Here is a 12,431-nt window from a genome sequence, read left to right as displayed (position 1 = left end):
TGGGGGCACGGGGCGCGAAGGGGCCGCGCTAGGATGGCGGCCTTCACCCCACTGCTTCCCGTCCGGGAGGTCGTCCCCATGCGCCACCTGCTTCGCGCGGTCCTGACCGCGTCCGTCGTCATCGTCACCGGTTGTGCCGGCCACCAGCGCGACAACTACGTCCGCGACCGCGCGGCCACCGTGGCTTACGAGCAGCCGCTCGCGCAGCTGTGGCCGGAGGTGAAGGCCATCATGGACGAGCGCGGCTATTCGTGGCGCGAACTGCCCAACCAGTTCGTGCTGGAGACGGAGTGGCTGGACTCCGGCGGCGGCACGTTGGGGCCCACGTCCTCCACGCGCTACCTCATCGAAGGGGTCACCCTGGCGGATGGCCGGGCCGTGCTGCGCGCGCTGCGCTCCGACCGCGTGCAGCAGTCCGTGGGCGTCAGCTATGCCACCGACAAGGGCACCGGCAACCCGGCCACCGGCGGCCTGGCGGACCCCAACGGCGTGGGCCGAAGCACCAGCGGCCTGGCCCCGGAGCAGAAGGCCAGCTACCGCGACCTGGACCTGGAGCTGGAGTTCTTCCGCAAGCTCAACCCGAAGGGAGCCACGGCCCTGGAGGCCGAAGCGTCCGCGAAGTACCCGTAGGCCCTTCGCGGAACCGCTACGCCCCCCCGGCCTACTTCCAGGGCCGGGAGATGACGCAGGCGTTGATGCCGCCCACGCCCATGGACAGCTTGCCCGAGCACCCCTCGGGCGCCGCCTCTCCCTGATTGAAGACGAAGCGGCCGTGCACCTTGGCGATCTGCTTGTTGAGCTCCGGGGCGGCCAGCGGCGTGGGGTACACCTTGCCGGCCTCCGCGCCCAGGTACTGCGCGGTGAGCTCCCAGCCGCCGCCCGCGGACATGCCGTGGCCGAAGGTGCCCTTGCGCGCGGTAATCAGCACGGACTCCGGCAGCACGTCGCGCAGGGTCTGCACCTCCAGGAAGTCGCCCGGGGTGGCGGTGGCGTGCAGGTCCCAACTGCCCACGTCCTGGGGCTGACAGCCAGCGGCGCCCAGCGCCTCGCGGATGGCCAGCGTGGGGCCTTCCTTGGACGGGGTGATGATGTGGTCCGCGTCCGCGGTGACGCCCACGGCGACGGGCTCCAGGCCCAGCGCCTTGAAGCCCTTCTGGGTGAAGTGCTCGTAGTCGCCCACCACCCACACCACCGCGCCTCCGGCGATGTGCGTGCCGCGCAGCGCGGTGAGGGGCTTGGACACGGCGGCGTCCGCGGAGATGACGCGCGCGTTGTAGAAGCCGCCCACCACCAGCGGGTTGGGCGCCGCGTCCGTCATGCCCAGCACCACGGCCTTGGCTTCACCCAGGCGGATGGAGTTCATGGCCAGCTTCAGGCCGTAGCCGAAGGACGAGCACGCGGCCACCGGCGCGAACGTCATGCCGGTGATCTGCCCCAGCATGGACACCTGGGACGCGGGCGTGTTGTGGATGTTCCACAGCACGTTGGAGGACACGGCGTTCCACGGCGGCTCGGGCGCGCTCCACTTCTTCTGCAGGCGCCCGTTGCGCGTGCGCTTCTCCTTGATGACGGCCAGCTTGGCGGACTCCACGTCGCCCTCGTCGGGCACGCCAATGGCTTCAATCTCGCGCAGCTCCTCCAGGTACTCGCGCAGCTCCGGCGAGCGGCCGGCCCAGAAGTGCCACCAGTCGTCCTCCGCCTTGTCGCGCTCCACCTCTTCAATGGTGGAGGGCTCCGGAGGCAGGCCGGGCAGGGGCTCGCGCGTCTCACGCCACTGGCGAACGGCGCCGTTGCGCTCCGGGGCGGCCCAGAAGCGGTCCCACCGGCGCTGGGCGCGGTAGAGGTCCAGGGAGATGTGCTGGATGGTGGGCAGGTCGCCCAGGCCGGTGCCCACGTAGACGTGGGCCTTCGTGCCCAGCTCCTGGAGCTCCTTCTCGATGCCCGGGTTCTGCGACAGCGACTGGATGAAGGCGCCGATGGCGTACTGCGTGGGCTGCCCCATCTTCCGCTCCAGCTGGGAGAAGCGGTTGGCGGGGAAGCGCGCGTCGATCCACGGCTTGTAGTCCGCCAGGTTGAACGTGGGCGTGCCGACGAGGAAGTTGTCCGGACCGAAGCCGTTGAAGGGGGTCAGCCAGGTCTCGGACGACTCGAGGTTCTTCGCGAAGGCCTCGATGTTGGGGGAACGCGGGGCGACCACGCCCCAGCCGAAGATTCCGACTCTGCGCACGGGTGTTTCCTCCGCCGCCCGGGGGAAGGCTACAGCGGCTGGATCTTGAGGTTGTCGAAGTGGACGCGCGTCTGCCAGCCGGAGAACCCGAAGTACTGGTTCCGGGGGCCGTAGAGCGGGGACGCGTCCTGGAGGGTCAGGAAGGGCTTGCCGTCCACTTCCCACGACAGGAGTCCGTCCCGCCGGGTGATTTTGAAGTGGTAGCGCTGGCCGGGCACCACCGCGGCGCCGTCGCGCACGGCGCGGTCGTGGGTGTGCTCGTGCTGGCGCGCGATGATGGACTGGGTGTTGCGCCAGCCGCCGAAGATGAAGACGTAGCCGGTAGCGGTGTACTGCAGGCGCGGGTCGCCCGCGTAGAAGGAGCGGCCGTCGCCCCACGCCTCGACCTTCATGTCGCCTTCCGGGCTGTCACCCCAGGCGTCGAACTCGATGACGGCGTTCTCCGGGAGGGGCTTCTTCAGCCACACCGGGCGGTTGCCCAGGGCCTGCACCACGAGCGCCCCGTCCTCGATCTTCGTGGCGGAGGGGTTGGTGACGTTCCACGCGTCGCCCAGGGTGTCGCGGTTGAAGTCGTCCTCGGAGGGGCCCGGGGGCAGGGTGGGCTCCTGCTTCGCCACCATGGTGGCGGGCATGGAGTCCGGCGTGCCGATGCGCAGGTTGTCGAAGAACAGCTGCGACTCCCAGCCGGACAGGCCCAGCCGGTCCTGCCCCTTGCCCTTCAGCGGGAACGGGTCGTCCAGCTCGCCCACGAGCTGGCCGTCAATGGCCCACTTGAGCACGTTGCCGCGCCGCTCGATGCGCCAGTGGTATGTGCGGCCGGACTGGATGGGGGCGCCCACGCGGGACTCCACGCGCACCCGGGTGTCCTTCTTGAAGACGCCGGTGGCGACGAGGTCCGCGCCCTGGCCTCCGCCCTTCTCCGCGACGCGCGCGGCCTTGCGCTGGAGCGCGTCCAGCGCGGGGGCGTTGATGTCCTTCCGGGCGATGACGGACAGGCTGTTGTTCCACCCGCCCTGCACCAGCACGTAGCCGGAGGCCGGGTCGCGGCCGTTGCCGAACAGCTCCACGCGGATGTCGCCGTCGGGGTACTCCGGGCGCACGTCGAACTCCACCGCCACGTCGTCCGGCAGCGCGGCCTGGAGCCACAGCGGGTTGTTCTTGGGCGCGGGGCCCAGCAGCTCCCCGTTCGTCACGCGCCAGTAGGCGCCGGTGGAGAAGAAGTCGCGCGCGACGACAGCGGGGTCGTTGAACGACTGCTGGTAGGGCACCGTCGCGGTGACGTCCGCCTGGCCCCGGATGAGCGCGTAGTGGATGAGCGGGAGCTGGATGAAGGCGACAGCGCCAGCGAGGATGGCCCACCCCTTGCGGCTCATGCCGGCGGGCTTGCGCCACCCCTCATGGGGCACGGCGGGCTGGGCGGCGTCCGGGGAAGACGGGACGGAGGCCGCCGGGGGCGACCCTTCCTGCTTCTGCGTGTCCTTGTCCTTGCGGCTGGCCTGGCCCATCGATGCTCGAGGAAGGGGAGGGGGAAAGCCGGCGGAATCTACGCCCCGGCCCCTCCGGCGTAAAGGATTGCCGGGACAGGGGCTACTTGACCCCCCAGCGCTTCTCGAGCGCCTGCTGCTCCGCCAGGCGCTGCTTCTGCTTCTGTCTCTCCGCCTTCTGTTGATCCGACTCCTCGGGCGAGGGGCGCACGGCGAGCTGGTAGACGCTGCCCGCCAGGGCGAAGAGGAGCGCGGCGATGATGACGCCCCAGGGGCGGCTGGCCACCGCCTCCACCACGCCGCCGAACTGGTGCAGCGCCGCGAGCGCGCCAATCACCAAAAGCCACGCGCCCACCACCGATGCGACGATGCCGCTCACCTGCCGGTGGAGGAAGGCGCCCACCAGACCGCCAATGATGAAGCCCGGCCCGAAGCCGAGCAGGAAGTCGCTGGGGCCGGCAATCTGGCCCGCCAGGAGCCCCAGCGGCACGCCCACGCCCACGAAGGTGACGGCGGGCGGGAAGAGGAAGCCCAGCGCCATCAGCGCCGCGGCCACCAGGGTGGGCATGCGGGGATCCAGGTCGACCAGGTTCAGCCGCTGGGTGACGGCGCCCGTCCACACCAGTCCCAGCACCGCGCCCACCGGGCCCGCCACGGCGCGGAACAGCTTGCCGCCGCCCGCGAGCAGCAACACCAGCCCCACGAGCGCGACCACGACGCCCACCCACATGGGCAGGAGCCGGTAGATGCCCACCCAGCCGGAGGGGTTGAAGGTCTGGTACGACTTGAGCGCCTGGAGGAAACCTTCCATGGCGAGACATCCTAGCGACTGTGGCCGTCAGGAATAGCGGGTCAAGGCGAGCCCCAGCAGCACCGCCAGGATGACGGCGCCCAGGAGCGCGTAACCGTAGAGGGCGCGGGGCGTCTCCGTGGCGCGCAGCAGGTCTTCCGCGCGTTCGCGGTCTTCCGGAGAAGGGCTGCCCGCGAGGATGCGCTGTGCGCCCCGCCGGGCGCCGGCCACGTCACCCGCGTCCTTGCGGGCCCAGGCGGCGCGCACGTCTTCAGAGCCTGGGAGGGTGCCGGGAGCCTGGGGGCCGCCTCCGGGCTCCGGGGGCGTCTGTCCGCCTTTCGCCATGGGGCGCGTCTATACCAGGGAATGCAGGCACCCGCCGACGGTATAAGCAGGTCCCCATGCCTGTGCGGCCCCTCTCCCGTCGAAACCTCCTGCTCGCCACGTCCGCGCTCGTCCCGCTGCTGTCCCGGCGTGCGGCCGCCTTCGGTGAGAAGAGCCGCTTCATCCCCGCCGTGGCCCGGCACGGGGGCCGCTGGGACGGCCGGTTGTCGGGGCTGCGCCGCCTTGCGTGGGAGCTGCAGCGGCGCACGTCCGTGGAGGTGGTGCCGGACGCGCGCCCGTTCGCGCTGAACAGCCCGGACCTCTTCGAGTACCCGTTCCTCTACTTCGGAGGGGACGGGGCCTTCCCGCCGCTCACCGACGCGGAGGTGTCCAACCTGCGCCGCTACCTGACGTACGGCGGCTTCGTGTTCGGGGACGCCAACGACGGCAGCGACGGGGACGGCTTCGACGCCAGCTTCCGCCGGGAGATGGCGCGCGTGCTGCCGCAGAGCCCGCTGAAGGAGGCGCCGAGCACGCACGTCGTCTTCAAGTCCTTCTTCCTGCTGGACGCAGCGCCGGGGCGCCTGCTGCACAAGCCGCTGCCGCTGGTGGCGAGCGTGGGCAAGCGCGCGGCGATCATCTACTCGCAGAACGACGTGGCGGGCGCGTGGAGCCGCAGCGAGTCCGGCGACTACGAGTTCGACGTGTCCCCCGGTGGCGAGCCGCAGCGCGAGCTGGCCATCCGCCTGGGCATCAACCTGTGCATGTACGCGCTCTGTCTGGACTACAAGGACGACGCGGTGCACCTGCCCCTCATCCTCAACAAGCGGCGCTGAAAGAGCGTTTCCTCGCGCGAACCCTCGAATGAACTCCCCGTCCTTCAACGCGTGGAAGCTCGTCAGCCTGTCGCCCCTGCCCGTCTGGGCGCTGGTGCTGCTGGGCGTGGGGTTGGTGCTGGGCATCGCGCTGGCGGCGTGGGGCGTGCGCCGCGAGCCGTCCCGGGGCCGCAAGCTGCTGTTGTGGGGCCTGCGCCTGGGCGCGGGCGTGGCGGCGTTCTTCTTCCTCCTGGAGCCCGGCATCCGTCACCTGCAGGTGGCGCGGATGAAGAACCGGGTGGCGGTGCTGGTGGACCGCTCGGCGTCCATGAACTTCCCGTCGGAGCCGGGCGGGCCCACGCGCAGCGCGCAGGTGGCGGCGTTCCTGGAGAAGGCGGCGCCCACGTTCGCGTCCTGGCAGGACCGCTTCACGGTGGAGGTGTACGGGGTGGACCCGGAGCTGGCGCCGGTGACGGCCGCGCAGCTGGCCCAGGAGCCCGCGCGGGCGGGCACGACGGACCTGCTCGCGGCGCTGCGGTCCGCGGCGTCCGGAGGGCAGGGGTCGCGCAAGCTGTCCGGTGTGCTGTTGTTCAGCGACGGCGCGGACAACACGGAATTGAAGGCCGGAGCGGTGGGCCGGGCGCGTGCGGCGCTCACGGACCTGGGCGTGCCGGTGTCCACGTTCCTGGTGGGCCAGGAGGCGCTGAAGGATTTGTCGGTGGAGGGGCTGAAGGTGGATGACTTCGCCTTCGTGCGCAACTCGCTGACGGTGGAGGTGGAGATCCACGGCCGCGGGTTCTCCGGGCAGGACATCCCCGTCGTCTTGAGCCAGGAGGGCAAGACGGTGGCGAGCAAGCTGGTGAAGATGACGACCGGCGACGACGTGAAGCCGGTGTCCTTCACCTTCACGCCGGACCAGACGGGGCGGTTCGTCTACACGGTGACGGTGCCCACGTTCCCGGATGAAGCGGTGAGCGACAACAACAGCCGCTCGTTCACGCTGAAGGTGATTCGCGACCGCGTGCGCGTGCTGCTGGTGGTGGGGCGGCCGTCGTGGGACGAGCGCTTCCTGCGCGGGCTGCTCAAGCAGGACGCGAACGTGGACCTGGTGTCGTTCTACATCCTGCGCACGCTGTCGGACGACACGGGCGTGTCGAACGAGCGGGAGCTGTCGCTCATCCCGTTCCCCATGGAGGAGATCTTCGACACGAAGCTGCACACGTTCGACGTCGTCATCTTCCAGAACTTCGGTTACTCGGACCCGTCGCTGTCCATCGCGGAGTACGAGCGCAACCTGGAGCGCTACATCCACGAGGGCGGCGCGTTCGTGATGATTGGCGGCGACAGCGTGCTGGGCGAAGGGCGCGCGTCGATGCCCACGTTGATGGAGGCGCTGCCGGTGGAGGCCGCGGGGCCCGCGAACGCGGAGCCGTTCAAGCCGCGCCTTACGCCGGAGGGCCTGCGGCATCCGGTGACGTCCATTGGCACGGGCGCGGCGAGCACGGAGGCCACGTGGGGCGAGCTGTTGCCCATTCCGGGCGCGAACCTGACGCGGGCGCGGCCGGGCGCGACGGTGCTGATGGACCACCCGTTCATGACGGTGGACGGGAAGAACGCGCCGCTCGTGTCGGTGTGGGACTACGGGCGGGGCCGGGCGATGGTGGTGGCGACGGATGCCACGTGGTCGTGGGCGTTCACGGCGCACCGGGATGGTTCGCCGAACCGGGCATATGACCGCTTCTGGGGCAATGCGCTGCGGTGGCTGGTGAGGGATCCGGACCTGACGACGCTGAAGGTGACGGCGGATCCTCCGTCGGTGGAGCCGGGGCGGCCGGTGGGCGTGGTGGTGCAGGCGCGGATGGCGGACTACCAGCCGGCGGACGGCGCGCAGGTGCGGGCGGAGCTGTTCTCCGTGGCGACGCAGAAGCCGGTGGCGGTGCAGACGGGCACGACGGGCGCGGACGGTGTGGTGCGGCTGGAGTTCGCGCCGCCGGCGCCGGGGCCGTACAAGCTGCTCGCGTCCGCGAAGAAGGGCGAGACGGACCTGGGCAAGGGCGAGGACGCGGTGGCGGTGCGCGCGGTGGGTCCGGAGCTGTCGGACGCGTCGGTGCGGCCGACGCTGATGGAGCAGATCGCCAGCGTCACGGAGGGCAAGGCGTACAAGCTGCCGCAGGACGGGATGCCGGACGTGCCGCTGTTGGATCCGCCGGTGGTGGAGGTGGGGCGCGCGAAGGACCAGCCGCTGTGGGACCGCTGGTACTACCTGGTGGCGCTCATCGCGCTCCTGGGCGCGGAGTGGTTCGCGCGGCGGCGGTTCGGGTACGTGTAGCCATGTCGGGCTTCGACTTCACGGTCCGTGACCGGTCCGGGCAGGTGAAGGTCCAGGCGGATGTCAGGGCGCAGCCGGGCACGACTCGCGAATGGGCCGAAGCGAGTTCTTCCTGCTGATCACGCTGGACAAGCTCTATGGCTGGGAGCCAGCCCTGGTGAAGGGGCGGGGCATGCCCACGTGGGTGCTCGATGCCACGAACATCCTGGCGCCCTACTACGAGCGCGTCGGAACCGGGCCCCAGGACATCCAGCCTCTGACGTTCGTCATGATGGTGTCGTGGAGGCTCGCTGAGCTGACCTCCGCCGAAGACAGCGCGCCTGCACTGGCCCGGACAGGGCTGCCTCGAGCCATGGCCCATGGCGAGGTGGCGCGGACCGAGGCCTGATGAACAGGCCTCGGCCGTGATGCGGTGACTACTCCGCCTTCTCCACCACGCCGCAGGCGATGCGGCCGCCGGCGTCGCCGGTCGGGTCGGTGTGGTAGTCGTCCAGCTTGGCGTGGACCATGACGGCGGAGCCGTCCTTGTCGAGCAGCGACTTCACCTTCAGGTCGGCGAGGAACACGTCGAACTGCACCTTGCCGTCCTGGGGAACGTAGAGGTTGGGCAGGTCACCGGCGTGCTGGCCCTTGGGCGACAGCGCGCCGTGCTGCTTCTTCGTCGGGTTGAAGTGGCCGCCCGCCGTCTTGAACTCCGGCGCCTCGCACTTGCCGGTCTCGTGGATGTGGAAGGCGTGCTCGCCCGCGGGCAGGTTCATCAGCGTGCCCCGCACCAGCACGCCCTTGGGCGCCTGCTCCATCGTCACTTCGCCCACGTCCTTGCCCTGGGCGTCCTTCAGCGTCGCCTTCACCGTCTCGCCCTTCTTGAGGGCAGGCTTCGCGCCCGCGTCCGCGGGGGCCGGCGTCCCGGCGTCCTGGGCCAGGGCGGGCGTGGAGAGGAGGGCGGCGGCAACCAGCAGGGAACGGATCATCATGTTTCGAAGACTCCAGGGATTGGGTTACCCAGCGGCGCTGGACACTACCCACCCGCCGCGTCCTTCGCAGGGGAATGTCCACCCCCGCATTCATCAGGTGATGGGGAGTCATCACTCCGGCAGCGGGCCGTCCAATGGCACCGGCACCACTCGGGACGCACCGAACGCGGGCGCCCACACGCGCTGCACCTGCGCCCCGTTCAGGAAGCGCATCACCGCGCGGAACGCCGCCTCCGGGCCACCCAGGCCTTCCGCCCAGGCGCTGCCCCGGTGCGACAGGTTCGGCACCAGCGGGCCCAGGGACTCGCGGGACCTGGCGCCCCGGGTGATGCCCAGGCCTTCGTCCCGGATCCGCTGAGGTACGTACAGCGGCGCGAACCGCGCGTGGCGGTGGTCGTGCACGCAGCCGGGCTCCTCCAGCAGCGCTGCGGACAGAGGCAACTCGCGCACGTTGAACAGGAGCTTCACCGCTTCCTCGTGCGGATCATACGGACCGCGCAGCCGGTGGTCCCCACGCGGAATCAGCCGCCGGTCCAGGTAGCAGAACGCCTTCGCTTCTGGAGGCACCGCGCCCCGGTGCCTCGCGCCGCCGTAGCGGAAGAACGGGCGCACGTGGCTTGCGTCCACCTCCAGCTCGGGTCCCTGCTTCAGCGCGCGCAGCTTGGGCAACAGCGCGGGCTCCAGGCCGTGCTCCCGCGCGAAGTCCTCCAGCGTGTCCTGCGTCGCGGCGCAGAAGGCCCGGAGGCGCGCGAGCAGCCGCTCCCGGTCCGCGTCCACCAGCAGTTCGTCGAAGCGCGTCTTCACTCCGGGCAGGCTCACCGGGATGAGCGTGGTGAGCAGCTCGCCTCGCGCGCGCCAGTCCGCGTCCAGCGCGGCGGCCTCCTGCGCGATGGGGGAGAGCCGCCACTCGGGAGCCTCGGGCGTGAAGCACTGGCCCACGCCCTTGTGCTCGTAGTGGGGCGCGGAGGCGTCCGCGTTGGAGCGCGACGTCCACACCGTGATGCACGTGCGCACCTGCGTGCCCGTGAAGATTCCCGGGCCCAGGTCCACCACCTCGCGCAGGTGGAGCGCTTGCAATAGCGCATGGCGCAGCGGCGCGTAGATGAACGACTCCAGCAGGCTCGCGGGCGTGATGAAGGCCAACACTCCCGGCCGGGCCGTCAGCCGCTTCATGGCGACGAGCAGGAAGAACGCGAAGTCGTCCCGGAGGCTCGTGCCCGGCGGCATCTCCAGCGGCACCAGGGCTCGCAGCCGCGCGTAGCAGGCCGCGTCCTTCAGCACCGCGGACGTGCCGTTGTAGGGCGGGTTGCCGACCCATAGCTCCGCGTGTCCCTCCGGCGTCTCCGCGAGCAGCGGCTCCAGCCCGCCCCGGAGCGCGTCCCCAACGCGCACGTCCGCGCCCGGCACGCGGGCCTGACACAGGCGGGCGACGCCGGCATCCAGCTCCAGGCCGCACAGCCTCGCGTCCGGACGGTGCCGCGCGGCGGCGGCGAGGAAGGCCCCCGCGCCACAGGCGGGATCCACCACGGTGAGCGGCCCATCCCCCAGGCGTGACAGCGCGAGCGCGAGCGTGCGCTCCACGATGGGCGCGGGCGTGTAGAACGCGCCCACCGCCTTGCGGTTGATGTCGGGGAACTGGTGGACCAGCAGTTCCTCGTCCAGCTCGGGCGTGTCGATGGCGCGGGCCATGCCGGACCATCCTAGACAGATTCACCCGGTGGTCTGCGAGGGGGTCCAGTCCAATGCCGTGCCGCAGCGTTTGCAAAAGCGCGCATCCACGTCATGACCCTGTGCGCCACAACCCGGACACGCCTGTGTATTCAAGGGCTGACGCGTAGCGGCGGCGAGCTCCACCGACACGATGCCCGTGGGCACCGCGATGATGCCGTAGCCCATCACCATCAGGATGGACGCGAGGAACTGCCCCGTCACCGTCTTGGGCGTGATGTCCCCGAAGCCCACCGTCGTCATCGTCACGATGGCCCAGTACATGGAGCGGGGGATGCTGTCGAAGCCGTTCGCCTCGCCCTCCACCATGTACATGACCGCGCCCATGATGACGTCGATGCTCAAGACCGTGCCCAGGAAGACGATGATCTTCGGTCGGCTCGCGCGCAGCGCCGTGAGCAGCACCTCCGCCTGACCCAGCAGGTGCCCCAGCTTGAGGATGCGGAAGACTCGCAGCAGGCGCAGCACGCGGATGACCAGCAGCGTCTGCGCGCCCGGGAACAGCACGCTCAGGAACGACGGCAACAGCGCCATCAGGTCCACGATGCCGAAGAAGCTTCGCGCGTAGTGCAGCGGCTGGCGCACCGCGATGAGCCTCAGCGCGTACTCCAGTGCGAAGAGGACGGTGAAGATCCACTCGGCCACGTGCAGCGCGTGGGCATGCTCCGCGCGCACCTGGGCGACGCTCTCCAGCATCACCGCCGCAACGCTGAACACGATGGCCCACAGCAGGGCCACGTCGAACGCCTTTCCCGCCGGGGTGTCCGCTTCGAAGATGACCGTGTGCAGGCGGGCGCGAAAGCCGCTCGGGGGGCTCTGTTCGGAGGGACGGTCCACAGGCCGCGCAGCTTAGGCGCAATCCCGCTGGGAACGTTCAACAGCGTTCCTGTCTCCTGGACCGGCGGCTGCATTGCCAGGGCTGGTTCCCGTCCCGACGTTCCAGTCCGCCCTGTCCATGGCGCGGAGCGGCTCTGGCGCATGTTGCAAATCCTCAACGCCATCCCCGTGCGGCTGCTCGCCCTGATGGTGATGGGCCTGCTCTTCATATGCCTGGAGCTCGGCTACCGGCTCAGTCACCGGAGGCCGGAGCTCGGCGACGTGTCGGCGCTCCAGGCGTCGGTGCTCGGGCTGGTGGCGCTCCTGCTGGCCTTCTCCTTCTCCATGGCCGCGGACCGGTACTCGCTGCGCCGCGCCCTCGTGGTGAAGGAGGCGAACGCCATCGGCACGCTCTACCTGCGCCTCGGCTTTCTTCCCGAGCCCTCGCGCGGCGAGACGCGCGCCTGGCTGCGCCGCTACACCGACCTTCGCCTGGAGGGGCACGAAGTCGCGAATGAGCCGGCCGTCTTCGCGAAGCTGTTCCAGGAGTCGGAGTCGCTCCAGTCGGAGCTCTGGGCGCGGCTGGAGGCGCTGGCGCCCCGAGTGGAGGCCCCCGTGCTCATCCTCGTCACCCAGGCGATGAACGACGTGTTCGACATCGCCGACGAGCGCCTGGCGGCGGCCCACAACCTCATCCCGACCTCCATCTTCGTCCTGCTGCTCGTCGGGATGCTCGGCTCCGGCGTGCTCCTGGGATACCGGCCGGAGGCGCGCGTGCGCGGGTTCCTCTCCTGGTTCCTGTTCGTGGTCATCCTGACCGCCGTGATGTTCACCCTCCTGGACCTGGACCTCCCCACGCGAGGACGCATCCGCGTGGACCAGGAGCCGCTGCGGTCGCTCCAGGAGCAGCTGCGCACCCATCCCTGACCCGCGTCCAGGCAATC

At 70.4% G+C, this 12,431-nt stretch carries 12 protein-coding genes; 5 read left to right on the top strand and 7 right to left on the bottom strand.

The genetic code is table 11. The features are described from left to right. Nucleotides 1-78: 78 nt before the first annotated feature. Nucleotides 79-630 carry a hypothetical protein gene (locus tag D7V77_RS18065; RefSeq protein WP_121781133.1) on the top strand — a complete coding sequence of 184 codons (552 nt, stop codon included), beginning with the start codon at nt 79-81 and terminating at the stop codon, nt 628-630. 31 nt (nt 631-661) lie between these two features. Here D7V77_RS18065 and D7V77_RS18060 read toward each other — a convergent pair whose 3' ends face one another. The 4 genes from D7V77_RS18060 to D7V77_RS18045 all read right to left on the bottom strand — a co-directional run bounded on the left by D7V77_RS18060 (nt 662) and on the right by D7V77_RS18045 (nt 4,846). After that, a complete protein-coding gene (locus D7V77_RS18060; protein WP_120577538.1) occupies nt 662-2,227 on the bottom strand; it encodes a beta-ketoacyl synthase N-terminal-like domain-containing protein in 1,566 nt (521 codons plus the stop codon). Between the two features lie 29 nt (nt 2,228-2,256). After that, a complete protein-coding gene (locus D7V77_RS18055; RefSeq protein ID WP_120577537.1) occupies nt 2,257-3,732 on the bottom strand; it encodes a hypothetical protein in 1,476 nt (491 codons plus the stop codon). An 82-nt stretch (nt 3,733-3,814) separates the two neighbouring features. Next, nucleotides 3,815-4,522, bottom strand: coding sequence for a hypothetical protein (locus tag D7V77_RS18050; RefSeq protein ID WP_120577536.1), 708 nt, complete (start codon nt 4,520-4,522; stop codon nt 3,815-3,817). Between the two features lie 27 nt (nt 4,523-4,549). Next, nucleotides 4,550-4,846, bottom strand: a complete 297-nt coding sequence (locus tag D7V77_RS18045) for a molecular chaperone DnaJ (protein ID WP_120577535.1) — start codon at nt 4,844-4,846, stop codon at nt 4,550-4,552. A gap of 56 nt (nt 4,847-4,902) precedes the next feature. On the opposite strand from D7V77_RS18045, the gene D7V77_RS18040 reads away from it, so the two are divergent. The 3 genes from D7V77_RS18040 to D7V77_RS18030 all read left to right on the top strand — a co-directional run bounded on the left by D7V77_RS18040 (nt 4,903) and on the right by D7V77_RS18030 (nt 8,357). Then, complete coding sequence (locus tag D7V77_RS18040) at nt 4,903-5,661, top strand: DUF4159 domain-containing protein (RefSeq protein ID WP_120577534.1); 759 nt, start codon at nt 4,903-4,905, stop codon at nt 5,659-5,661. Nucleotides 5,662-5,689: 28 nt separating this feature from the next. Then, nucleotides 5,690-7,969, top strand: coding sequence for a glutamine amidotransferase (locus D7V77_RS18035; RefSeq protein ID WP_120577533.1), 2,280 nt, complete (start codon nt 5,690-5,692; stop codon nt 7,967-7,969). A gap of 91 nt (nt 7,970-8,060) precedes the next feature. Next, on the top strand, nt 8,061-8,357 hold the full coding sequence (locus D7V77_RS18030) for a hypothetical protein (RefSeq protein ID WP_120577532.1): 297 nt from the start codon (nt 8,061-8,063) through the stop codon (nt 8,355-8,357). A 28-nt stretch (nt 8,358-8,385) separates the two neighbouring features. Here D7V77_RS18030 and D7V77_RS18025 read toward each other — a convergent pair whose 3' ends face one another. The 3 genes from D7V77_RS18025 to D7V77_RS18015 all read right to left on the bottom strand — a co-directional run bounded on the left by D7V77_RS18025 (nt 8,386) and on the right by D7V77_RS18015 (nt 11,508). Then, nucleotides 8,386-8,943, bottom strand: a complete 558-nt coding sequence (locus D7V77_RS18025; RefSeq protein WP_120577531.1) for a superoxide dismutase family protein — start codon at nt 8,941-8,943, stop codon at nt 8,386-8,388. A gap of 111 nt (nt 8,944-9,054) precedes the next feature. Further along, nucleotides 9,055-10,632 carry an N-6 DNA methylase gene (locus D7V77_RS18020; RefSeq protein WP_120577530.1) on the bottom strand — a complete coding sequence of 526 codons (1,578 nt, stop codon included), beginning with the start codon at nt 10,630-10,632 and terminating at the stop codon, nt 9,055-9,057. Between the two features lie 21 nt (nt 10,633-10,653). After that, nucleotides 10,654-11,508 (bottom strand): ion transporter, encoded by an 855-nt coding sequence (locus D7V77_RS18015; protein ID WP_120577529.1) that lies wholly within the window; start codon nt 11,506-11,508, stop codon nt 10,654-10,656. Nucleotides 11,509-11,649: 141 nt separating this feature from the next. Here D7V77_RS18015 and D7V77_RS18010 point away from each other — a divergent pair, with 141 nt between their 5' ends. Beyond that, nucleotides 11,650-12,414, top strand: a complete 765-nt coding sequence (locus D7V77_RS18010; RefSeq protein ID WP_120577528.1) for a hypothetical protein — start codon at nt 11,650-11,652, stop codon at nt 12,412-12,414. Nucleotides 12,415-12,431: the final 17 nt, after the last annotated feature.

The sequence above is a fragment of the Corallococcus sp. CA041A genome (genome assembly GCF_003612075.1).
Classification (GTDB): Bacteria; Myxococcota; Myxococcia; order Myxococcales; family Myxococcaceae; genus Corallococcus; species Corallococcus exiguus.
Note: the sequence above shows the minus strand (reverse complement) of the source record. Positions and strands in the feature narration are given on the sequence as shown.

Excerpts from the sequence above, each read along its gene's own strand:
- D7V77_RS18045 (WP_120577535.1), bottom strand. The coding sequence starts at position 4,846 with ATGGCGAAAGGCGGACAGACGCCCCCGGAGCCCGGAGGCGGCCCCCAG.
- D7V77_RS18020 (WP_120577530.1), bottom strand. The coding sequence starts at position 10,632 with ATGGCCCGCGCCATCGACACGCCCGAGCTGGACGAGGAACTGCTGGTC.
- D7V77_RS18025 (WP_120577531.1), bottom strand. The coding sequence starts at position 8,943 with ATGATGATCCGTTCCCTGCTGGTTGCCGCCGCCCTCCTCTCCACGCCC.
- D7V77_RS18010 (WP_120577528.1), top strand. The coding sequence starts at position 11,650 with ATGTTGCAAATCCTCAACGCCATCCCCGTGCGGCTGCTCGCCCTGATG.
- D7V77_RS18035 (WP_120577533.1), top strand. The coding sequence starts at position 5,690 with ATGAACTCCCCGTCCTTCAACGCGTGGAAGCTCGTCAGCCTGTCGCCC.
- D7V77_RS18065 (WP_121781133.1), top strand. The coding sequence starts at position 79 with ATGCGCCACCTGCTTCGCGCGGTCCTGACCGCGTCCGTCGTCATCGTC.
- D7V77_RS18050 (WP_120577536.1), bottom strand. The coding sequence starts at position 4,522 with ATGGAAGGTTTCCTCCAGGCGCTCAAGTCGTACCAGACCTTCAACCCC.
- D7V77_RS18030 (WP_120577532.1), top strand. The coding sequence starts at position 8,061 with ATGGGCCGAAGCGAGTTCTTCCTGCTGATCACGCTGGACAAGCTCTAT.
- D7V77_RS18055 (WP_120577537.1), bottom strand. The coding sequence starts at position 3,732 with ATGGGCCAGGCCAGCCGCAAGGACAAGGACACGCAGAAGCAGGAAGGG.
- D7V77_RS18040 (WP_120577534.1), top strand. The coding sequence starts at position 4,903 with ATGCCTGTGCGGCCCCTCTCCCGTCGAAACCTCCTGCTCGCCACGTCC.